Here is a 22134-nt window from a genome sequence, read left to right as displayed (position 1 = left end):
CGGTGTGCCAGCCGGCGGCTGCCCAAGCTTCCAAGTCTGAGCCTGAGGTAGTCACCATGGACAACACACTGCTGATCCGCACCCTTGCCGACGAGCAGGAACTGCTGCGCGCCGCCACCCTCACCCTGGATGCCGAAGCGCAGGCGTTGCGCGATGGCGACATGGTCGAACTCGAGCGCATCACCCAGACCAAGCAAAAACAGCTCGCCGCCCTGGGCGAAGCCGACCGTGACCGCCGCCTGTGGTGGGCCCAGCACGGCGGTGCCGATCCGTACGGGCTGGTCAAATACCTGCGCACCGACGAAACCGCCAGCCGCCTGTTCGACGAGAACCTCGCGCTGGCCCGCCTGCTGCGCCAGCGCAACATCGACAACGGCACCCTGATCGACCTGCGCCTGCGCGCCACGCAGAACGCGCTGTCCGTCCTGCATGCTGCCAACAACGGCGGCGGCACACCGTACGGCCGCGACGGCAAACAGCCGCTATCGATGCCGCGCTTCTCGGTGGTCGCGCAATAAGCCACCAAAACACGCTTTTTGGGTACAAAAGCCGCGCTTTACGCTCACGTCAATGGGCGTGAAGTGGGGCTAGCTGCTGCCGTCTGATCCTGCTATGTATAGGGGGGTCTAGCACACCACCGATCGGGGTAAACAAAAAGGTTTACATCCCATTGATGGGTGCAACAAGCATGCTGGGGATTTATTCTGCGATTTTGGCGGAGTTAATCCTCCGCGCCTGGCGACATAAACAAGAAAAACCGGAAGGAAATTGCGCCTGAATGGCGAGCCAAGGTTTCGGCCCGGCGGCACCGTACTGCGGTGACTGCCGGTTGAACGGGGAAATATACCGAGACCGCGCGCCAAAAGCATTTCCAAGGGCACGGCTGCATTGATTTTGGACCACAAGTTCAAATAGACGCGGCAACAGGCTGATTCCGGAAATGGACAAACAAACCATAACCAGACAGGCGGCGCAGTGAAATCAATCGTAGTGGAGGCACACCCTTTGGTGCGTGCCGGCGCGACCCATGTGTTGCAATCCTTGCCGGCCATTACCGAGGTGGTCAGCGTCGAGCCGGACGAAGCCCTCTTTGAGAATCTCGCGGCGCATGCGGACGCCGAATTGGCCCTGATCGGCCTGCCCCTGCCGGGCATCGACGATCTGCCCGCCCTCTCGCGGCTGTTGCAACAGCCACATCCCCGACATGTTGCCGTGCTGGGCGAAACCGATTCCGCCGCCCATGTCCGCACGCTGATGCAATTGAATGTCTCTGCCTATCTGCTGAAAAGCTATTCCGGCAAATTGATTGCGGCGGCATTGGAATTGGTGCTCGCCGGCGGCCGTTATGTGCCGGCGTCGATTGTGCTGACCAGACCTGAAGCCATTGCGGCAGGTGCTTCCAGCGGAAATGGTAATGACGATTGCGCCTTGCTCGGCCTGACGCAGCGTCAATATGAAATTCTCGTCTTGCTGTCACGGGGGCATCCGGTCAAAACTATCAGCCGCATGCTGAGCATTTCCGAGGCGACAACGAAGGCGCATATCAACGCGCTGTATCGCCGGCTGGAAGTGCGCAGCCGTACCGAGGCCGTTTTCGTGGCGACGCAGCGCGGCGCCATGCTGCTGAATCAGCCGAACATTGGGGCAGAGTCCTCTTCGCTGCCTTCACCTCTGCTGCGCCTGGCCCGCACGGGCTGACCCTCCGCCCTCCCCCGTCTTGCGCACAACAAAAAACGGCGCCCGGAATCCGGACGCCGTTGCAAATGGCCGCCCACGCTGTCGAGACGCGGGCGGTGACAAGGAAAGCAAAACGCGAAAGGCTTAGAACTTTGCGCGGATGCCTACGCCGAAGGTGTCGGCCGTCGACAGGTCCGACACCTTGTCGCGGAAATACGCCGCATACACATCGGTGCGCTTGGACAGCGAATAGTCGTAACCGACCGCCCAGGTGTTGCGCTTCACGTCGGCCGCGCCCGAAGTCTTCGTGTACGCGTACGACGCCAGGATGCTGCCCGGGCCGACCGGGATCGACACGCCCAGCTGGCCGCCGTTGCTCTTGGCGTCGCCGGTGCTGATCGTGTTCTTGATGTACTGGTATTGGCCGTACAGCTTGACCACGCCAAAGTCATACGTCGCACCCAGCTGCCCCGCCGTCTGGCGCGCAAAGCCCGCCACCAGGCTGTTCAGATCGCCCGGTGCGCCGTCGTAGCGCACCTGCTGGAACGCCGCCGTGGCCGCAAAATTGCCGCGGAAGAACAGCAGGCTGCCGCCCCACTTGTTCTGACCGTTGTGGCCGGCCTGCTCGCCAGCGCCGTAGATCAGGGTGCCCGTCAGGCCGCCCATGTCCGGCGTGGAGTACATGATCGAGTTGTCCCAGCCCGAATCGCCGACCAGGCCCGAGATGCCCGCGGCGCCCGAACGGCCGTTGCCGAGGTAGGTGTGGAACACCATCGGCGAGAACGTGTACGAATCGATGAACGGGTTAAACAGGATCGTCGAAACGAAGTACGGCGGCGTGTTGCGGCCCAGCTTGATCGAGCCCCAGCTATTCGACTGCAGACCGACAAACGAATTACGTGCGAAGAAGTGGTCGCCGTCAAAGCGGCCGGACTTGCCCGTATCGGGGCGGAAGAACGCTTCGAGCGTGAAGATCGCCTTCAGGCCGTTGCCCAGGTCTTCACTGCCCTTCAGGCCCCAATACGACGTCGACATGCCGCCCGAATTGACACCCCAGGCGCGGTCCTGGCCCAGGTTCTTGGTGGCGCCCGCCCAGGCATCCACCTGGCCGTACAGCGTCACAGACGATTGGGCTTGCGCTGCGCCTGCGGTCAAACCGGCGGCGGCAGCCAGCACGGCCAGCGAAAAACGTCGCTTGAGTTGCATTGTTGAGTTCTCCCTCTTGTGGTTCCGTTGTGTTGAATCGACTGAATCAGCGTGGAGGCGGCAGGTGGCTCAACCCGCCGCTGCTGAGATGGCGCCGTGAATGCAACTGCCGTGCCAATACGCCGTCGGCAAAGCGTCGCTTCACAAATGAATGTGTTTTCTCGGGAAGGGGCGCAGACTAGCTTGAATACCCCAGGCGGACAAGTCCCCATTGCAGGGTGTGTGGCGCCGTTTCTGCACCGGTCTGGCGCAGTGCGCTTTCAGTCGTTTTGAAGCACGCGGATGTCGACTTCGCGCGTATAGCGTTCGGGAGAAAAATCGCAGTACGTGAGGGAAATCGGTGTGTCCGCGACGCTGTAACCGATGCGACGCACGCGCACCAGCGGCACGCCCGCATCCACACCGAGCTGCGCAGCCTGGTGAGCATCGGCCACACATGCCAGCGGCGCCTCGCGCGAGCGCGCAATGGTCAGGTTGGCACGCTGGAAGACCTGCACGAACAGGCGATCTTCAAAGTCGCGCGCCTCGAGCATCGCCGCCAGCCGCGACGTCAGCCAGGTACGCAGCAGCATGATGGGCTGCCCCTCCACCTGGGCACGGCGCTCCACAAACGCCACCTGTGCGCCCACCGCCAGGTCGAGCGCGGCCGCCACGGTCGCGTCGGCCGCCTCCAGTCGAAAAGCACTCACCGTATAGACAGCGCCCGGCACATATTCCAGCGCCGCATCGGACTGGCCCGGCGCGTACAGCACCGGCCGATGCGGCCCCACGCGATCGAGCACCACACTGCGCTGCCCCCGCGAGCGCTTAAGCAGACCGCGCGCCGCCAGCTCATTCAGCGTGCGGCGCGCCGTCAAACGGGATACGCCGTAGCGTTGGGCGACTTCGTTCTCGCTGGGCGCGATGCTGCCGGCCGGCAGCGCTCCGTGCAGGATGTCGAGCCGAATGCGATCGGCCAGTTCGAGGTATTTGGGCAGGCGGGGCGTCATGCCGTCGTTATACAGGAACGATCATCGCGTGCCGCAATGCAAATGGCCCACCGGGCAGGTGGGCCATTTGCATTGCGGCACTTGCGCGTCAGGCAGGGCCGACCGATCAGGCGATCAGGAATTTATCGCGGTTCTTGCCAATCCAGGCCGGGGCGCGGCCGCGGCCGGACCACGTCGCGCCCGTCTTCGGGTCGCGATACTTGGCCGGCACCGGAGCCTTGGCACCGGCACGACGGCCACGACGCTGGGCCAGGCCCAGGTCTTCAGCCGTCAGGCCATATTCGGCAACCGTCTGGCGCACTTGCTGGATCACCGCTTCCAGCTCCTTGGCGCGCGCAGTTTCGATCTGCTCTTCCAGTTTGGCCTTTTGTGCAATCAATTCCTTGTATGTCGCCATAGGGGCTCCCGATAAAGTCTGGTGTGAAATCTGGTGCGAACCAGATATTAGATCAATTGTATTCATAACTGAAATCAAATTTCAATGTTTTTGATCGAGGCCCTTCAAAGAACGCCACTCCGCCAAGAATCAACTTGTGGCACGCCCGATGCTCAGTTTCAACCCGAAACTCAGATTGACGCGTCGGATTAGCGTACGAGATCATTCAAGCCACAAGCGCGTATCGCACTGCATTTCAGTGCCACCACCATAGCAAGCGCCGCCGGGTCCCGCAATTCTGGTTTTTTTGCCGCGGGCGGCAGTCTGCAGCAGTCCAGCAAACGCAATACCGATTCATCCGCACGGCGCCGCGCGCCGGCATGCCATTGCACCGTGATCGCAACGATGCGGCATGTCCATTTGGCCCAGCGGTAAAACGATTCAAAACAGCACACACTTGGTTGCAGTTGGATGAGACAACGATGAATTCGCTCTTGCCGCGTCGTTTTTACTATCTGCTTTTGCTCTTTGGCTTGCTGGCAGGCACCGTGTTTGCCGCCGCGACTTTCTTCTTTCCGGAACGTTCGATCGAACGGATCAGCGCCTATTTCATCCTGACAATGGGAACATGCATTTTGATATGTGCAATCGGCCTGACGCTGGCGCATCGCTGGATGGATCAGCATTTCGCCGCGCGAGAAAGTCAACATGGTGCCAATGCTGAATGCCCACCGGCGCATACCTCAGCATCCGAACCACCCGTTTTGAAACCCGCGCTGCAAACGGACAACGGCACGGTCGACAAAACGAGATCAAAATGTGTTGTATCGACCACAAACTAGACTTTGCGCCGCGCACGACTTTTGCGCATCATGAAGAGCATTGCCCCCGACTTCCGGCAGCCGGCACGTTTTCGCTACCCTCGCCCGAAGTCCCTGCTTAAAGACATGACGGCAATACCTCAGGTTGGAGCGCGGGATGCAAGACGAAATTTCCTACCCGTTGTCGGCGCAAAGCCTTCCGGTTCCGCTCTATGTGGTGCTCGAAGGCCGCATCGTCTTTGCCAATGCCGCAGGCGTCTGCATGGTGCGGGCGCTCTCGGCCGACCAACTGCTGGGCGAGCCCTTCTCGCGCTTCTTCCAGGATGTGCCCGCGTGGCTGGAGCCTCCTACCGAAGAACACGCCGATGCCATGCCGTCGGAGGCACGGGTCATTCCTGCGGCGCAGCTCGTCGCAGCCATCTCCGCCGGCGATTCCAACGAGGTTGTCAGCGTCCGCCTGACCGTCACGCCGACCCGCTTTGACGGATTGCCCGCGCAGCAGGTCGTCGTACACGGGTTGCCGCTGCCGCTGGATGCGCAGCTGCCGGGCAAGGCCGGCGAGCGCGTGCTGAGCGCCGACGCCATCGGTGCCGCGTTGCCGCACGAGCATCTCGATCATCTGCTTTCCACGCTGCCTTCCGCCGCGTCGCTGGGCGAGCGGCTGCATGCTGCGTTGCGCGCGCTCGAAGCCGCCTTGCCATCGGCGTTGTGTGTGGTCGTGCGCGTGGTTTCGGGCCGGGCGCGGCTCTATGGCACCCAGCGTGCCCGCGCGCGGTTGGCGCTGCAGGACGACCATGCCGCGCATTTGTCGCCCACGGCGCAGGGCGAGGTCGATATCGGGCTCGCCCGCATCGCACCGTTGCTCAATGAGCTGGCGCCGATCGAACTGGTTCGCGAGGCCAATGCGCCCGCTGCGTTGCGCGAAGCGCTCACCCGCGTGTTGGACACCGCGCAGCCGGCATGGCTATGCCGCATCCCGGCCCAGCATGGCGGCATGGCCGTCGCCGATGATCTCCTCTGCCTCTTCTTCCCCAACGCTGAAACTGCCACCCTGACCGACGACGCGACGCTGCGCGCAGAGTGCGGCCGTTACATCGCCGCGCTGGTCAAGCTGCTGCGCCTGGAAAACGAATATCGGCAGACCCGCGAGTTGCGCGATCAGTATCGGCTGGTCGTGAACCATCTGAGCGAGGGCGTGCTGACGCTGTCCACCGATGGCCGCGTGCTGTCGTACAACCGCAGCGCTGCCGAGATCCTTCGCATGTCGGGCGCCTCCTGGAAAGGCCGCCCGCGTGTGGCGCTGAGCGACATGATGTTGGGCGAAGACGGCGCCATCCTGCCGCGCGCCGCATGGCCTTCCACGCTTGCAGCGCGCACGGGGCGCGCCATCAGCAACGTCGTGGTGGGCGTGCCGGCAGGCAATGGCCAAATCGTGTGGCTGCGCGAGTCGGTGCTGCCGATGTTCTCGCAGGACAGCGCATCGCCGCACGCGGTGCTGGTCATCTTTACCGACATCACGGCCGAGCGTTCCGCCTACGAGCAACTGCGCTTGCTGGAAACCAAGGATTCGCTCACGGGGCTGCCCAATCGCGCCGCATTCATCGAGCGGCTCGATGCGCGGCTGGCGCTGCCCTCCACCGGGCAATCGGCGCTCCTGTATATCGGGCTGGACCACTTCAAGACCGTGAACGAAGCGATTGGCCACCACATGGGCAACCACGTGCTGAACACCGCGGCGCAGCGCATCCGCGCCGAGGCGGGGCAGCGTGCGCTGCTGGCCCGACTGGGCGGCGACCAGTTCTGCGTGGCCATCGATGATCCGAACGCCGCGGACACGCTCGCACAACAGGTGCTGGACGCGCTGGCCCGCCCCTTTACCGGCGGCGAACGCGAGGTGCATCTGTCGGCCAGCATCGGCGTGGCGGCCTACCCGGAAGACGGCGGCGATGCGGCCACGCTCGTCAGCCATGCCGAAGCCGCCATGTACCGCGCCAAGGAAAGCGGCCGCAACCGCATCGCCCGTTATTCACGCGCGCTGGAAACGCAGATGCTGCGCCGCTTCACGCTCAACGAGCGCATGCGGCGGGCGCTGGGGCGCGGTCAGGTGCGGCTCGTGTATCAGCCCAAGTACGCGCTGCATTCAGGCGAGCTTGTAGCGGTTGAAGCGCTGATGCGATGGTCCGACCCCGAGCTGGGCGCCGTATCACCGAGCGAGTTCATCGACGTGGCGGAGGAATCCGGCTACATCCTCGAACTCGGCCGCTGGGCGCTCATGCAGGCCTGCGCGCAGGGCGAAGCCTGGGCGCGCAAGTTCGGCTTCACGGGGCGCATGGCGGTGAATGTGTCGGCGCGGCAATGCGATGCCGGCGTGATCGAGCGCGACGTTGACGAGGCCCTCAAGGCCTCGGGCATGGCGCCCGGCCGGCTGGAACTCGAATTGACCGAAAGCGTGCTGCTGGCCGACCGTCAATCGACACAGCGGCTGCTGATGAGCCTGGCCGCGCGGGGCGTGCGCATCTCGCTCGATGATTTCGGCATCGGGTTCTCATCGCTGTCGTATCTGCGCAGCTTGCCGATCCACAACATCAAGATCGATCGATCGTTCATCAGCGGCGTGCCAGGGGTGGCCGACTGCGTTGCGCTCACCAAGACCATCATCGCGATGGCCCGCGCGCTGAACATGACCGTCACGGCCGAAGGTGTGGAAACGCCCGAGCAAACGGCCTTCCTGACGGCGCATGCGTGCGACGAAGTGCAGGGCTTTCTGTTTGGACGCCCGCTGGAGGTGTCGGCTGTGGAAGACCTGCTGCGCACCCGAAGCCGCGCACAGGCATAAAAAAACGGACCCAAAGGTTTGACCTCGGGTCCGTTTCTTTTTGGGCTCGACGCGCAGGTCGAACCGAAATCAACGCGTCGACACGTTGCCCACCAGGCCGCCCAGTGCGGCACCGCCCAGCGTGGCACCGGGGCCGCCAATCAGCGCAGCGCCGGCCAGCCCACCCACACCCGCACCGATGGCGGTATTGCGTTGACGTGCCGTCATGTCGGCACAGCCGGTTGCGCTCAGCAAGGTGGCACCGGCCAGCAGAATCGTCAGTACCCGAACCATGTTTTTCTCCTTGAATGCGTCGGTCGCGATCAGCAATCGCGTACCGGGAGTGTGGTCGCCGGGTGCGCGACATGCTGTTTCAAGTTGTAATCAATCGTTGCAATGTGCAGCGCCGGGGCGTCTGAGCAGCCGTGCCGCATTCGCAAGCAGCGCCGACCGAAAGCCGTCGCCACGCGGCTCGGATGGTGTTTCCCACAGACTTATCCACATGTTCTGTGCATAACCCGCCCGCTCTGCCAAGACCCAAGTCACAAAAGGGCTTGACGGGTTTGGGCAAACATGCAGATCACATGAAACCGGTGCACCCGCACAAAGTTATCCACATCGGACGAGGCTGTTACATCGTGCAACAAACCCTTTTCCGTCAACTGGTTGCGGTGGGTTTTGCAAGCGGTGTGCGCGTTGCTGTGGACAAGTGGGGGCGGCTGGCGGCGTCCTTGCGAAGCGATCGATTCGTTGCGGCTCGGCATGCACGGATTGACCGTCGCCCCGGCGATGCCAACGTAGCCGCGCCCGTTCACTGCCGTCATGTCACTTCGCCCAAGTCCAGACCGTCGTATCGCAATCGTAGGCACTGGGTCGGTGCTTCAGCGCAGTACAACCGCAAATACGCTTCCGTTGCGCTGATGCAATCGAACAAATCACGCCGGGCGGCACAGCATATTTCCGAAAAAGAGCCTTAAGAGGCCCAAACATTCGCCGATAAGACTATGTTGTGGCGAATATCCTTGCGCGGCGAGGCCCGCCCGTTGCGCAGCGGTATTTAAGCGCCATCCCTTTCACAGCAGTGCGAGCCGCCGATCTGGCTCAGTCGGGCGGCAATTTCAATTGATCCCGTACGCCTACTAGCGCCGTCCATTCCTGCCATCCGCCCGATTTCATGCTCAATCCTGATGTCCTGATAGGTATCGTGATGGTGTCTTGCATGATGAGCGTCGCCATCCTGGGGTCGCTGCTTCGGACAGCGGTGCCCGGTATCGCTCGGTGGTGTTTGGCTCATGGGCTATTGGCAATCGCATCCGCCTCGGTATTGATTGCCGGTACCCCGCCCAAGCAGGCCGTCACACTTTGCGCCGGACTGATTACGCTGACCGCCGTGCTGTTGCTCGTACACGGCATGCGTCAGTTCTTCGGCAAAGCCCCCGGGCGGCGGATCGAAACCTTTGCGTTCGTCATGGCCGCCGCTGCGCTGGTCTACCTGACGACCCAAACGCAAAACACCGCCGCAAGGATCGGCATTCTGTCCCTGATCCTCGCCTATGGGCGGATCACCGTTGGAACCTTGGCCTTGCGCCACGCGCCCCCGGATGGCGCGCGTTACCCATATCGATTTGTTGCTGCGGCCGCGTATCTGGGCGCGCTATTCCACCTCACGCGCGCGATTGCCATCGCTTTTGGTATGCCGCAAACGCCTTTTCTCCAACCCTCAGCCTGGAACGTTCTTTCTCTTGGACTGGCAATCGTCACGCTGCCGTGCCTATCGACAGGCATGGTGATGCTCGCGCACGATCAGCTCGCCCGGAGGATGGAGCAGCTCGCGAATATTGACGAACTCACGGGCGTACTGATGCGGCGAGCGTTCATGGCAAGGGCAAGCGACTTGCTTCACAAAGCGGTAGCAAGCGGGAAACCGCTGTCGATTGCCGTTCTGGATATCGACAAGTTCAAAGCCGTCAACGACGACTTCGGCCACGCGGTGGGTGACCGCATCCTCAAGCACGTCACGTCGATTATTTCGACGCGGCTGGAACCGGGCCACCTTTTCGGGCGTCTCGGTGGTGAGGAATTTGCGATTGTGTTTGTCGATGCCGAAAAGACCGCTGCCGCAGCCGTGATGGACGAACTGCGGCTCGCGGTCGAGCAATCGCCAAGAGAAGGCGTGCGATGCACCTTCAGCGCAGGGGTCGAATGCGTCATGCCCGGAGATACGTTGGCGGCCACCCTCGCTAGAGCGGATGCAGCGCTCTATATGGCCAAGGCAAAAGGACGCAACCAGATCATCATCGCTTCAGAGGCCGACGAGCCGGAAACCGAAACACTGTGAACGGCGGGCACATCGAAGCCGGTGTGCTGATGCTGCCAAAGGATTTCGGCACGCCGAATGACTGACCGGCGGTATCCAGGCCAAATCGATTTCCTCAGATCGGCCGAGCCGTCGGCTCCCGCTCAGCGAACATCCGCTCCGCGTCTTCCTCCAGGTCGTGTAACCGCTGCAAGATCGCGTCGCGATCGCCGCCGTTGCGCAAGAGCATTTCCAGCGCGTGTGATGCCTCCGTAAGCGGAACTTCGCCAACGACCGCAAAGCCTCCCTTGATGAAATGCAGACACTTGGCGGCTCGGCCATAGTCCGATGCCTCCACGGCCGCGCGCGCCTCACTCGCAGACGTTCGGAACGATGAGGTCAATGCCGACCAGATTTCCCCCGATAGCGGTCTGATGTCCTCGCGCACAGCGTCGACAGCAGTTTGGGAGTCCGCGTTTTGCATGACTGGCGCCTTTGGCCTGGGTACACCTGCCAAGGCTTGCGCAATCGCATCGATCGACAACGGCTTGATGAGCATATCGTTCATCCCGGCAGACTCGCATGCCAGCCGCTCTTCGGCACTCGCATGCGCGGTGACTGCCAGCACAGGCACGGTCGCACCCTGATTCCGTAGCGTCCGGCACAGGGCAAACCCGTCCATCCCGGGCATGCTCAGATCGGTCAACACGACGTCGTACTGCGCGGCATTGAATCGCTCCAGTGCTTCGCCGCCGCTTGCTGCGAGTGTGACGTCATGCCCGAGCGTCTTCAGTTGGTCACGCAGCAGTAGACGGTTCACCGGATTGTCTTCTGCAACCAGCACACGCAGTGCTGCGTGAGGTTGGGTCTCCGCCTCGCTAGGCTGTTCTTCGAATGCCTGCATCTTTGGTGCAGACGTGCGCAACGCCTGTAGCAGGTTGCGCAGGCTATAGCTCGACACCACGGTTCGACCGTGCTCGGTCACAGGCTCGCGCGGACCATCATCAAGCACATCCACGACGCGCTGGGCACGACGGACCAACCCATCCTCATCGGCAAGAAGCCAACGTGCGCCGCTGTGATGAATCAGCAGTACGTCGCACTCGCCCGCGAGGTCGATGGGACGCGCGCTCACGCGCACGTTGGCACCTGAGGCCTGTAGATGCGGGACAAGCGCCTGCTTCCAGGTCTCGTCCTCACACAGAAACGATACGGACAGGTCTTTGAGCAGCTGCATTGGGCTTTCGGATGCCGTGGGCGCATCGAACACCAGCTCTACCGTAAATGTTGAGCCGCGCCCCGGCGAACTCTCTACCCTCACAGCGCCGCTCATCAGCTCTGCAAGCCGGCGGCATAAAGCCAGCCCCAGACCAGTGCCCCCAAACTTGCGCGTAATGGAAGTGTCCGCCTGCACAAACGGCTGGAACAGTGCTTCCTGCTTGTCAGCCGAAACACCGATGCCGGTGTCCGTCACGCTGAAGGCGAGTCGAGCCTGCCCGCCTTGTGTGCGTAGCAACTGCACGCCAACCCTGACGGACCCCGCCTGCGTGAACTTGATGGCATTGCTTAGCAAGTTGTTGAGGATCTGTCGCAAGCGCGTTGGGTCGCCCACATAACGTTGTGCGACGGCGGGGTCGATCTCGTAATAGAGCGCGAGCCCCTTCGCTTCGGCAACCGGAAGAAACACCGCGATCACGGATTCCACCACTTCCACCGCGTCAAAAGCGATGGACTCCAGATGCATCTGGCCAGCTTCGATTTTTGAGAAATCGAGAATATCGTCGATCAACGCAACCAGCGTATGGGACGATGCGGCCACAACATTCAGGCGGTCTCGCTCCGCACCCTGCAACGCATGTGCGCGCTGAATGAGTTCGAGATTGCCCAGGATCGCGTTCAGCGGCGTACGAATCTCGTGGCTCATCATCGCCAGAAACGAAGACTTCGCGCGGTTCGCAGCGTCCGCCGCCGCGCGGGCATCTTCCAACGCACGCTGCGTCTGCTTGCGCGAGGTGATGTCGACAAAGCTGCAAAGCAACGCATCCTCGCCCTGGTACTTGGTGGGCAGAAGATCGACGTGCAGTTCAGCCGGCCGGCCATCCGGACCATCGACTTCGATGTCCTGACTGACGACGGCGGCGGCTTTGGCCTGCCCGGCGCCGTAGGCGTCAAGGAGCCGCCTGTGCAGAGGCTGCCCACCTGCCCGATATTGGCCGGCGACATCGTTCTGCAACAGCGGGGCGCCGGAGTCGAGCGCCACCAGACTGAGTCCGACGGGCGCAGCGCCGATGATGGTGCGGCTCAGGTTTTCGCTTTCGAACACCCGCAAGGACCGCCGGTACGCCGGCTGAAACACGCGGTAGTGAAACAGCAGGACAAAGCTCCAGAGCACGGCCAGCACGATGAACAACGCCGCCGCATAGGCAAGCAGCGGCTCACGCAGCGCGTTCAGAATCGTTCGCCACGAATAGGTGTACACCAACACCCAGCCGGTTTCGGAGAGCGGCTCACTGATGGTGAAAATGCCGTCGCGATAACTGCTGTCCGGCCGTACCAGCCCGCGCTCCCACATGCGGTCTTTCACAACCTTCGTCGTGAGGGCACGTGCGGCTTCCGTCGACGTGGCTTTACTGCCAATGCCCTCCAGCAGAACCTCTCCGCTCTTGGATAACAGCAGCATGTTGCCGTCATAAGGCGCCTGGGCAAGGCGGTCCGCAAGCACCTTCACCGGCAGGTCACTGACAAAGACAATGAAAGGCTTGCCACCTTCAAAGGCAGGCTGCACAAGCTTGAAGACGCTATCTCCGGTAAACGGGTCGACGTGCGGCGCCACCCAGGTCACCTTGCGCGTTTCCAACAGGCGGCGGTCAACTTCAGGGTCGTTCAGATCGCCGACGTCCTTTGCAAGCAGGTGAATGAGTTCAGCAAGGGAATGTGCCTTGACGTCGCGCATCGGGTCGCCCGAGCGCGGCGGCGGCATGATCGTGATGAAGCGTTCGTCTGGAGAGTAGTAGTAGCCGGTCAACGGCCTGCCGCGCTGCCGAGCACTGGCGCTGGCGGTAAACGCCTGCTCCTCGCTGAATGCCAGGTAGTTGCTGTAGCTCTCTGGGCGCTTCTGCTCGATATCGCCCATCGATAGCTGCGCTTCCAGCTCAGGACTCGCCCTGAGATAGGCACGGCCCCCTTGCATCCCGAAGTCGCGTAGCAGCGCCTCTCGCGCCGGGCGGTGCTCGCTCCAGAGAAACTCGGCGTTGATCACACCGCGCTGCAGCGCTGCCTGCTTCGTCTCAACGTCGATCAGCAGCAGCGCTTTGTGCGTGAGAAAAATCTCTCGCCCGGCGGCAATGTAGTTTGAAACCTTTGCATAGGTCGCGAGCCCGGCGACGCCCACCATCACAAGCGACAGGACAACCGCGCCACCGAACAACATGCCGCGCTGCATGAGGCCCAGTGCACCAAGCTCTTTGAAACGGGGTACCCGGCGATACCAAGGTTGCGTTTCAGTGGTCATGATCTGTAGGTGGTAGGGATGCCGAACCACTACTTTATTGAAATCGTGCGCGCTGTGCGCATCCAAGCCCGAAAGTTCGTACTTGTCCTATGTGCCGAAGCGATTTCGACTATGTCCTATTACCGGCGCACAACAAGGCGCGGAGAATTAACGTTCCCGCAACGTTGGACCGTTCATCATGGATGCCAAACTGGCTGCGCCGACACAGTCCCTCGCACCCATCTCATCGCAATCCGCACAAGCACTGCTGGCGTTTGCGCAGTTGCCCTGCGAACAGCGACGGCGTTTTATACTGCATCTCAACGCCTTCCTGTATGCCTCTCCGCATGGCAGACGCGCGCTCATCGCGCAATGGGATGCAAAGGCCGTAGAGCCGACTTAGGTGCCATATCCCAACGCAAAACCAACGCACCACCGGGGATTTCCATGAACGAGCGTATTCGGCTGCTGCTTGCTGACGATCATCCTGCGATCATTCTCGGGGTGAAGGTCGCCGTCGAAAACGCGCACGGCATCGAGATTGTCGGCACCTCGCGAAGCTCTACCGAGATGGTCGCCTTTCTCGATACGCACGCGTGCGATGTGCTCGTAACGGATTACTCCATGCCGGGCGGGGCATACGGCGACGGCATCCCCCTGATCTCGTTCGTCATGCGCCGGTATCCGGCCATGAAGGTGATCGTGCTGACCATGATGGACAACCCCGCCATTCTGTCGGCCATTGCCGCGGCCGGCGTGCACGGCGTTCTGAGCAAGTCGGACGATCTCTCACACATCATTCCTGCCGTCCATGCGGCGATGCAGGGCCAGCCGTATTTCTCCCCCACCACACGTGCAGCCCTGGACGCTGCAAAGAGCGTACAAGGCGACGGCGAGCAAACCCTCACCCGCAGGGAAAGCGAAGTCCTTCGCTTGTATGTCTCCGGTCTGTCCGTCAACGAAATCGCACAGCGCCTGCACCGCAGCAAACAGACCGTCAGCACGCAGAAGTCGACGGCCATGCGCAAGCTCGGCATCGAACGCGATGTCGACCTGTTCCGGTACGCAATCGAGACCGGCCTGGTATCGGCAGCGACGCCGCAATCCCGTGAAGAGCAGGCCTGAGCGGCACCCTCATCCCTCAGAGCCGCGGCAACTCGTACAAGTACGAAAAGCCTCGTCTCCGTTCAGGATGCGGGGCGTTTTAGTACTCGTCAGATAGTGTGCACTGCGTCAAAAAAATACAGTGAACCCGTCGGAACAACACACCTACGGAGTCACCATGAACAAGACGCATCGCACCATCTTCAACATCGCCACCGGCACGTGGGTGGCAGCATCCGAAACCGCAAAGAGCCGCACGAAGTCCAGCGGCCAACGCGCACTGGTCCGTCACGCAATCGCTCTCGCAGCCGTCACGCTGGGGCTGGGCGCGACGCAGGCATTCGCCTACGTTGCCGGTAACGGCGCGCAGCAAGGCAATGCCAACAACACGGTCATTGGCGATAACGCCGACGGCAGCGCAGCCGGTTGTAACTCCAGTTATCTGCCGGGCTCCGCATGCAGCACGATCATCGGCAACAGCGCATCCTCGACCGCTGGCGCGACGACGGCGATCGGTGACCATGCAAGTACGACTGGCGCAAACAGTGTCGCCATCGGAGCATATGCGACGGCAAGCAGCTGGTCGCAAGCCATCGGTGCTGGCGCGAAAGCAACCGGCGGCTGGGCAACTGCCATTGGCCAGAACGCGGTAGCAAGTGCAAGCAATGCGCTGTCGCTTGGCACCAACTCGTCTGCGACGGGCGACACCAGCGTAGCGGTGGGCAGTGCCGCTAAGGCGACCGGTACCAATTCCTTCGCGCTCGGTTACAGCGCCAACGCGCAAGGCGTTGATTCGATGGCATTCGGCCGCAGCGTCACCGTTGCCGGTGACAAATCGGTTGCCCTCGGCTCGGCAGCCAAGACCACTGGTGACAACGCCATGGCGCTGGGTGCCAACACGTCGGCTGTTGCGGGCAGCGTGGCACTGGGCCAGTCAAGCATCGCGGATCGTGCCAACACGGTGTCTGTCGGCTCCAGCACGGCTCAGCGCCAGATCACCAACCTTGCCGCAGGTACGGCCACTACGGATGCCGTCAACGTGGGCCAGCTGAACACCGCGGCCACGCAGCTTGGCAACCAGATCACAAATGTCAGCAACAACCTGACGCAGCTGGGCGACCAGATTTCGAATGGTCAGATCGGTCTCGTGCAGCAATCCGGCCCTGGTGCCGACCTGACAATCGGCGCTGCCACCGATGGTGCTCGCGTGGATTTTGCCGACAAGGGCGGCAATACCCGCACGCTGGCGAATGTGAGCAACGGGGTCGCTGATACGGACGCAGTCAACGTCCGCCAACTGAACACGACTGCCACACAGCTGGGCGATCAGATTACGAACGTCAGCAACAACGTGACGCAGCTGGGCGACCAGATCTCTTCCGGGCAGATCGGCCTCGTGCAACAAGCCGCAACCGGCGCTGACCTGACCGTTGGCGCCGCCACCGACGGCGTGCGCGTGAACTTTGCAGACAAGAACGGCAACACCCGCACGCTGGCCAACATCAGCAGCGGCGTGGCCGATACCGACGCGGTGAGCGTGCAGCAACTGCGGACGGAAATCGCCAAGTCCAGCGCGACGGATACAGCGTATTTCCAGGCAGACGGCTGGAGCAACAAGGGCGACAAAGCCCAGGTCGCCGCCGGTTCCTATGGCGTTGCGATCGGCTCGAACGCGAGCGCCACCGGCGAAAACTCGGTAGCCCTGGGGGCCAACTCGGTGGCCGACCGCGACAACGTGGTCTCCGTCGGCTGGGGCATGGGCGGCAATGGCACGCGCCAGATCGTCAACGTGGCCAACGGTAACCAAGCGACCGACGCGGTCAACGTTCAACAGCTCACGCCCGTCATCGCGAGCCTGGGTGGCGGTGCAAAGATTGACGCCAACACCGGTGTGGTGTCGGGCCCGACCTACAACGTGCAGGGCGGAACGCAGCACGATGTCGGCACGGCACTCGACGCCATCGACAGCGGCCTGAAGACGGCACAGAACAACATCGTGAACCTGGACGGTCGCGTCACCAACAACGAAACCAACATCCTCAACCTGCAGCAGCAGCTTGGGCAGGGTTCGATCGGCCTGGTGCAGCAGGATGCGGCCACGCGCAACATCACCGTGGCTGGCGGCACCGACGGCACCGTGGTCGACTTCACGGGCACCGCAGGCGCACGCCGTCTGACCGGCGTGGCCGAAGGCAGCACGGATACCGATGCAGTGAACGTGAGCCAGCTCAAGAAGACGGGCCTGATCGACAACAACGGCAATACGCTTGCAGCGGTGACCTACGACCTGCATGCCGACGGTACGGCCAACTACAACAGCGTGACGCTCGGCGGCACGCAGGCAAGCGGCCCCGTGCAGTTGCACAACGTGGCCGACGGTGCGGCCGACACCGACGCCGTGAACCTGCGTCAGCTCAAGCAAGCCGGCCTGATCGACCAGAACGGCACCGCGTTGGACGCCGTCACGTACGACGCCGGCTCGAACCGCACCTCTGTGACGTTCGGCTCTGCCGGTACGCCAGTGCTGCTGTCCAATGTGCGCGCCGGCATGGCCGACACGGACGCTGCGAACGTGGGGCAACTGCGCGGCCTGGCAGGTTCGCTGGGCGGCGGTGCGGGCTTCGCACCGGACGGCTCGTTCGTCGCACCGACCTACACGCTCAACAACACGACGTACAACACCGTCGGCGACGCACTGAATGGGCTGGCGGTATCGATCGGCCAGACCGGCGATCGTGTGACGACAATCGAGAAGGTGATTTCCACCGGCGCGTCCAACGCGCACGTGGCGACGACGGGCGACCAAGCCAACACGGCAAGCGCCACCGGCAACACCGCGGTCGCCATTGGCGCGGGCGCGGCTGCCAAGCACGACAACAGCGTGGCACTTGGCGCGGGTTCGACCACCGACCGCGACAACACGGTGTCGGTCGGCTCGGTCGGCAGCGAGCGTGTCGTGGCGAATGTGGCAGATGCCGTCATGAGCACCGATGCCGTGAACAAGCGCAGCATGGACGCAGCCGTGTCGGGCGCCAACAGCTACACCGACCAGAAGGTCGGCATGGTGCAGCAGGCGCTGGGTGATGTGTCGCGCAAGGCTTACTCGGGTATTGCAGGCGCCACGGCGCTCACGATGATCCCGGACGCTGACGCCGGCAAGACAGTTGCAGTGGGCGTTGGGGTTGCGACGTACGAGGGCTATACCGCATCGGCCATCGGCGTGAGCACCCGCCTGAGCGATCGCATCAAGGCCAAGTTCGGCGCCAGCATCAGCGGCTCGAGCAGCACCTACGGCGCAGGCGTCTCGTACCAGTGGTAAGCCCGGCAGCCGCGCTGCTCAGGCCAGCCTGACCAGCGAGCTGTCTGCGCCACAAGGCGGCGGTGTTCTACCGCCGCCTTTTTTCCGCATTCCACCGCAACAACCCCTATTCCATGAACGCTCGAATCCGAGTCGTGCTCGCGGACGACCATCCTGTCGTTGTCGCGGGCGTCACCGCCATCATTGAAGAATCCGGCGACATGGAGATCGTCGGAACAGCGTGCAACTCCAGTGAATTGGTCGCACTGCTGGACCGCCATCCGTGCGACGTCCTGCTGAGCGACTACGCCATGCCCGGCGGCGACCACGGCGACGGCATTCCGTTGATGGGCTTTCTGTTGGGTCGCTATCCGCTGCTCCGCATCGTTGTGCTGACCATGCTCGACAACAGCGCCATCCTCCCGAGACTCGCCGCAACGGGCATCCACGGCCTTGTCAGCAAGGCGGACGAGTTGTCGCATATCCCGCTGGCCATACGCTGCGTCGAGCGCGGGCGGACCTACCTGTCACCGCTCATGCAGGCAACGCTTGATGGATCACGCGGTGTCGGTGGAAAGGAACGCTCAGCGCTCACTGCGCGCGAAGAGCAGGTCATCCGTCTGTTCGTGTCGGGCCTGTCCGTTAGCCAGATTGCTCAACGGCTGCAACGCGGCAAACAGACCATCAGCTCACAGAAGGTCTCTGCCATGCGCAAGCTCGGCATCGATCGTGATGCGGACCTTTATCGCTACGCCCTCGAACTCGGTTGGGAGACGACGGAGGCGTACCCCGTTGCCACGCCTCCGGTTATGCCATCGAACCACTGACTTCCTGGGTTGCAACAACGAAACATCGCGACGCATTTCGTACTGGACTGATGTTCCTGAATGACTGCATTTCCAATAATCAACCTGCGTGCACATCCCGTGCAGGCCCTGACAACAACGAGGACTCCACTCCTATGAAACAAGCATTTGCAGCCGCCGTTATCGCGGCACTCTCCGCCTCCGCATTTGCCGCTGGCAACGGCAACCCGGGCACCATCACCTTCAAAGGCGAGATCGTCGCCGGCGCCTGCGGCATCAGCGGTGACACGCTCGACCAAACCGTCTCGCTGGGCCAGGTGCCCGCCAACCTGTTCAGCAAGCTCGGCGACCGCTCGCAAGCGACGCCCTTCAACATCCAGTTGACCGACTGCGACACCAGCACGGCCAAGAACGCGTACTTCACGTTCACCGGCACGGCCGACACCGTCACCCCGGGCCTGTTCGCAACCACGGGCAGCGCCGCCAACGTCGGCGTACGCCTGCAGACCGCCTCCGGTGAATACCTGGACAACGGCGCCGAGCAAAAGGCACCGGTCGTTCTGTCCAACGGCAACAACACGGTGCAGTTCGCGGCGATGTACGAGTCGACCGCCGCCACCGTCACCCCCGGCCTGGCCAACTCGGTCGCCAACTTCACGGTGCGCTATCAGTAAAGCGATCTTTTCAGCCTGAGCGGCAGAGGGGGCGCAAGCCCCCTTTTTCTTGTCCCCTCCTTGCTCGCCGGAGAGACCGCCGGCCCATTCAGACGTGAACTTCAAGCAACGGATCCTCTGCGCCAGCATTGCGGCCATGTGGTTGGCTGCAGACGCCGGCGCCACTGAATTCAATACTTCGTTCCTCAGCATCGACGGAGCGAGCGACGTGGATCTGACGCAATTCGCGCGCGCCGATTACACGCCGCCCGGCGCCTATCTGCTCGACGTTGTGTTCAATGGGCAGCTCCTTTCCCGAGAGCAGATTGAATTCTTGGCGGCACCGGACAACAACAGCCGGGCATGCCTGCCAGCGGCCCTGGTCGGCCAGTTCGACTTGAAGCCAGCCGTAGCAAAGTCGCTGAGCACCACCAAGGATGGCAAGTGCGTTGACCTCACAAGCATCGACGGCGCCGTCGTCCGACATGACAAGGCAGCGGGCCGATTGCTGATTTCAGTCCCGCAGGCCGCGCTCGAATATGCCGACGCGAATTACGTCCCGCCACAACGCTGGAGCGATGGCATCCCTGGAGCGATGCTCGACTACAGGCTCATCGGCACCACCCAGCAGAGTCAGTCGGGCCATACGACCACGCTGCAAGGCTACGGCACGGTGGGTGCCAACGCCGGCGCATGGCGCTTTCGGGGCGACTACCAGGCACAGCTGGCTTCCGGTTCGGCCTCCGATTTTGGTGGGTCGTCCAACACATTCCAGTTCAACCGGCTGTATGCATATCGGGCGCTACCGACGATCCGCTCGACGGTGTCGCTCGGACAGACCTACCTGAACTCCGACATCTTCGACACCTTTGCACTGGCGGGCGCCGCCGTGCAGAGCGATGACCGCATGCTGCCGCCAGGCATGCGCGGCTACGCAGCCCCCATTACCGGCGTGGCGCGCACCTACGCCACGGTGACGGTCTCGCAGCAGGGCCGCGTGCTGTATGCCACACGGGTGCCGCCCGGCGCATTCTCGTTACAGGATTTTTCGGCAAATGTGCAAGGCACGCTCGATGTGACCGTGCAGGAAGAAGACGGTACGGAACAGCGTTTTACCGTCACCACAGCCGCGGTCCCGTTTCTCGCGCGCGAGGGTGAGCTGCGCTACAAGGCTGCAACAGGCACCCCCCGGCTCTTTGGCGGCAACGGCATCACGCCCGTGTTCGGTTTTGCTGAAGTGGCGTATGGCCTGCCGCATGAAGTGACCCTGTATGGCGGTGGCATCGGCGCGTCCGGATACGGCTCCATTGCGTTGGGCGCGGGCAAGAATCTCGGCAAACTGGGCGCCGTCTCTGCCGACGTAACGTACGCGCGGGCCCACCTGTGGTGGAGCGGCGAGACGCAGACCGGACGCTCTTATCGATTCAACTACGCCAAGCACTTCGACAGCCTGGATTCGGATCTGCGCTTCTTCGGCTATCGATTCTCCGACCGCACGTACACGAGCTTTCCGCAGTTCTTCGGCGACCCGACTGCGGCCGGATTGGCTGGCAGCCGTCAACGCGTTTCGGTTTCGTTGGCCAAGCGCCTTGGCATGCTTTCGACCTTCCTGACATACGACCGGACCAGCTATTGGGATCGGACGCCGGACGACCGCATCGGATTGACGCTTGCCCGGACGGTATCGCTCGGCACCCTGCACAACGTATCGCTGAACCTGTCTGCGTACCACACACGCGGCTTTGCGGGCGGCGGCAACCAGGTGTTTCTTGCGTTGACGATCCCGCTGGGGCATCGGCAGGTGGCATCGTCCAGCGTCACAACGTCCAGCGGCGGCGGGCTGAACTTCAGTACCGGCTACTCAGGCAGCGATGACCATGGGTTGAGCTATGCCGCATACACCGGCACCACGGACGGACGCGCATCACTCGCCGCAAACCTGCGCAAGCAGACCAGCACCGTCCAGGTGAACGCGCAGGCGTCCGCCACGGGCGATACCTATCGCGCCGCATCGCTCGAACTGGATGGCTCGCTGGTCGCCACCCGGTATGGCGTCGCCGCGCACGCCATGGGGATGAACGGCGACACCCGTCTGCTCGTCTCCGCAGACGGCGTACCCGGCGTGGCCTTTGCCGGAACGCAGGCGCGGACGGACTCGCGCGGCTATGCCGTGATCGGCTCCGTCGCGCCATTCAACATCTACGACGCGCGCATCAACACGAAGCGCACGTCGCTGGAGACCACGGTGAACAACCCAGTCCAGCGCGTCGTCCTGACGGATGGCGCCATCGGCTTCCTGCGCTTCGACACAACGCACGGAAGCAACGTACTTGTCGCGCTCACCGACGCCGCAGGCAAGGCCGTTCCTTTCGGTGCTTCTGTCGTGGACGTGGGCACCGGCAAGGAGCTGGGCATCGTTGGCGAACACGGTGTCGTTTATCTGGCCGGCGTGCGCCCCGGCACCGTGCTCTCTGTCAGGCAGTCGGACAAGCGCTTGTGCGATGTGGCCAGCATGCCGGCCGCACTCACGCTCACCCCTGATCCCATTGCCCTGCCGTGCGCGGCGGGCGCCGATATTTCTGAGAGGAAACCTTCATGATTCG

Annotated in this window: 16 protein-coding genes; 10 read left to right on the top strand and 6 right to left on the bottom strand. The window is 62.7% G+C overall.

Features of this window, described 5'->3' with window-relative positions; genetic code table 11:
• Nucleotides 1-56 precede the first annotated feature (56 nt).
• Complete coding sequence (locus ABIC76_RS06270; RefSeq protein ID WP_004631399.1) at nt 57-518, top strand: flagella synthesis protein FlgN; 462 nt, start codon at nt 57-59, stop codon at nt 516-518.
• 457 nt (nt 519-975) lie between these two features.
• The gene (locus ABIC76_RS06265) at nt 976-1698 is read left to right on the top strand and encodes a LuxR C-terminal-related transcriptional regulator (RefSeq protein ID WP_354533354.1); all 723 of its coding nucleotides are present in this window, start codon (nt 976-978) and stop codon (nt 1696-1698) included.
• Between the two features lie 123 nt (nt 1699-1821).
• Here ABIC76_RS06265 and ABIC76_RS06260 read toward each other — a convergent pair whose 3' ends face one another.
• The 3 genes from ABIC76_RS06260 to ABIC76_RS06250 form a co-directional block, all read right to left on the bottom strand.
• Nucleotides 1822-2883 carry a porin gene (locus ABIC76_RS06260; RefSeq protein WP_027679856.1) on the bottom strand — a complete coding sequence of 354 codons (1062 nt, stop codon included), beginning with the start codon at nt 2881-2883 and terminating at the stop codon, nt 1822-1824.
• A 260-nt stretch (nt 2884-3143) separates the two neighbouring features.
• Nucleotides 3144-3872 carry a GntR family transcriptional regulator gene (locus tag ABIC76_RS06255; RefSeq protein ID WP_102065424.1) on the bottom strand — a complete coding sequence of 243 codons (729 nt, stop codon included), beginning with the start codon at nt 3870-3872 and terminating at the stop codon, nt 3144-3146.
• A 106-nt stretch (nt 3873-3978) separates the two neighbouring features.
• On the bottom strand, nt 3979-4269 hold the full coding sequence (locus tag ABIC76_RS06250; RefSeq protein ID WP_009240021.1) for an H-NS histone family protein: 291 nt from the start codon (nt 4267-4269) through the stop codon (nt 3979-3981).
• 461 nt (nt 4270-4730) lie between these two features.
• Between ABIC76_RS06250 and ABIC76_RS06245 the strand changes: the two genes are divergently transcribed.
• Nucleotides 4731-5090, top strand: coding sequence for a hypothetical protein (locus ABIC76_RS06245; protein WP_354533353.1), 360 nt, complete (start codon nt 4731-4733; stop codon nt 5088-5090).
• 136 nt (nt 5091-5226) lie between these two features.
• The gene (locus tag ABIC76_RS06240) at nt 5227-7905 is read left to right on the top strand and encodes a putative bifunctional diguanylate cyclase/phosphodiesterase (RefSeq protein WP_354533352.1); all 2679 of its coding nucleotides are present in this window, start codon (nt 5227-5229) and stop codon (nt 7903-7905) included.
• A 69-nt stretch (nt 7906-7974) separates the two neighbouring features.
• Here ABIC76_RS06240 and ABIC76_RS06235 read toward each other — a convergent pair whose 3' ends face one another.
• Together ABIC76_RS06235 and ABIC76_RS06230 are read right to left on the bottom strand one after the other, a co-directional pair.
• Nucleotides 7975-8178, bottom strand: coding sequence for a YMGG-like glycine zipper-containing protein (locus ABIC76_RS06235; protein ID WP_027679852.1), 204 nt, complete (start codon nt 8176-8178; stop codon nt 7975-7977).
• 248 nt (nt 8179-8426) lie between these two features.
• Nucleotides 8427-8708, bottom strand: coding sequence for a hypothetical protein (locus tag ABIC76_RS06230; RefSeq protein WP_354533351.1), 282 nt, complete (start codon nt 8706-8708; stop codon nt 8427-8429).
• A gap of 350 nt (nt 8709-9058) precedes the next feature.
• Between ABIC76_RS06230 and ABIC76_RS06225 the strand changes: the two genes are divergently transcribed.
• Nucleotides 9059-10222, top strand: coding sequence for a GGDEF domain-containing protein (locus ABIC76_RS06225; protein WP_354533350.1), 1164 nt, complete (start codon nt 9059-9061; stop codon nt 10220-10222).
• A gap of 94 nt (nt 10223-10316) precedes the next feature.
• Here the strand turns inward: ABIC76_RS06225 and ABIC76_RS06220 are convergent, their stop codons facing one another.
• Entirely contained in the window at nt 10317-13691 is a 3375-nt protein-coding gene (locus tag ABIC76_RS06220; RefSeq protein ID WP_354533349.1) for a hybrid sensor histidine kinase/response regulator, read from the bottom strand.
• A gap of 426 nt (nt 13692-14117) precedes the next feature.
• Here ABIC76_RS06220 and ABIC76_RS06215 point away from each other — a divergent pair, with 426 nt between their 5' ends.
• The 5 genes from ABIC76_RS06215 to ABIC76_RS06195 all read left to right on the top strand — a co-directional run bounded on the left by ABIC76_RS06215 (nt 14118) and on the right by ABIC76_RS06195 (nt 22130).
• The gene (locus ABIC76_RS06215) at nt 14118-14795 is read left to right on the top strand and encodes a response regulator (protein ID WP_354533348.1); all 678 of its coding nucleotides are present in this window, start codon (nt 14118-14120) and stop codon (nt 14793-14795) included.
• A gap of 157 nt (nt 14796-14952) precedes the next feature.
• Nucleotides 14953-18093, top strand: a complete 3141-nt coding sequence (locus ABIC76_RS06210; protein ID WP_354533346.1) for a YadA-like family protein — start codon at nt 14953-14955, stop codon at nt 18091-18093.
• A 62-nt stretch (nt 18094-18155) separates the two neighbouring features.
• Entirely contained in the window at nt 18156-18899 is a 744-nt protein-coding gene (locus tag ABIC76_RS06205) for a response regulator (protein WP_354533345.1), read from the top strand.
• A gap of 134 nt (nt 18900-19033) precedes the next feature.
• Nucleotides 19034-19552: a fimbrial protein gene (locus ABIC76_RS06200; protein ID WP_102065434.1), complete on the top strand. Its 519-nt coding sequence runs from the start codon at nt 19034-19036 to the stop codon at nt 19550-19552.
• 136 nt (nt 19553-19688) lie between these two features.
• Nucleotides 19689-22130 (top strand): fimbria/pilus outer membrane usher protein, encoded by a 2442-nt coding sequence (locus ABIC76_RS06195; protein ID WP_354533344.1) that lies wholly within the window; start codon nt 19689-19691, stop codon nt 22128-22130.
• Nucleotides 22131-22134: the final 4 nt, after the last annotated feature.

This window comes from Ralstonia sp. 1138 (genome assembly GCF_040544795.1).
In the GTDB taxonomy this organism is placed as follows: Bacteria; Pseudomonadota; Gammaproteobacteria; order Burkholderiales; family Burkholderiaceae; genus Ralstonia; species Ralstonia flatus.
The sequence above is the reverse complement of the archived record's forward strand: the minus strand, read 5'-3'. Positions and strand labels throughout refer to the sequence as shown.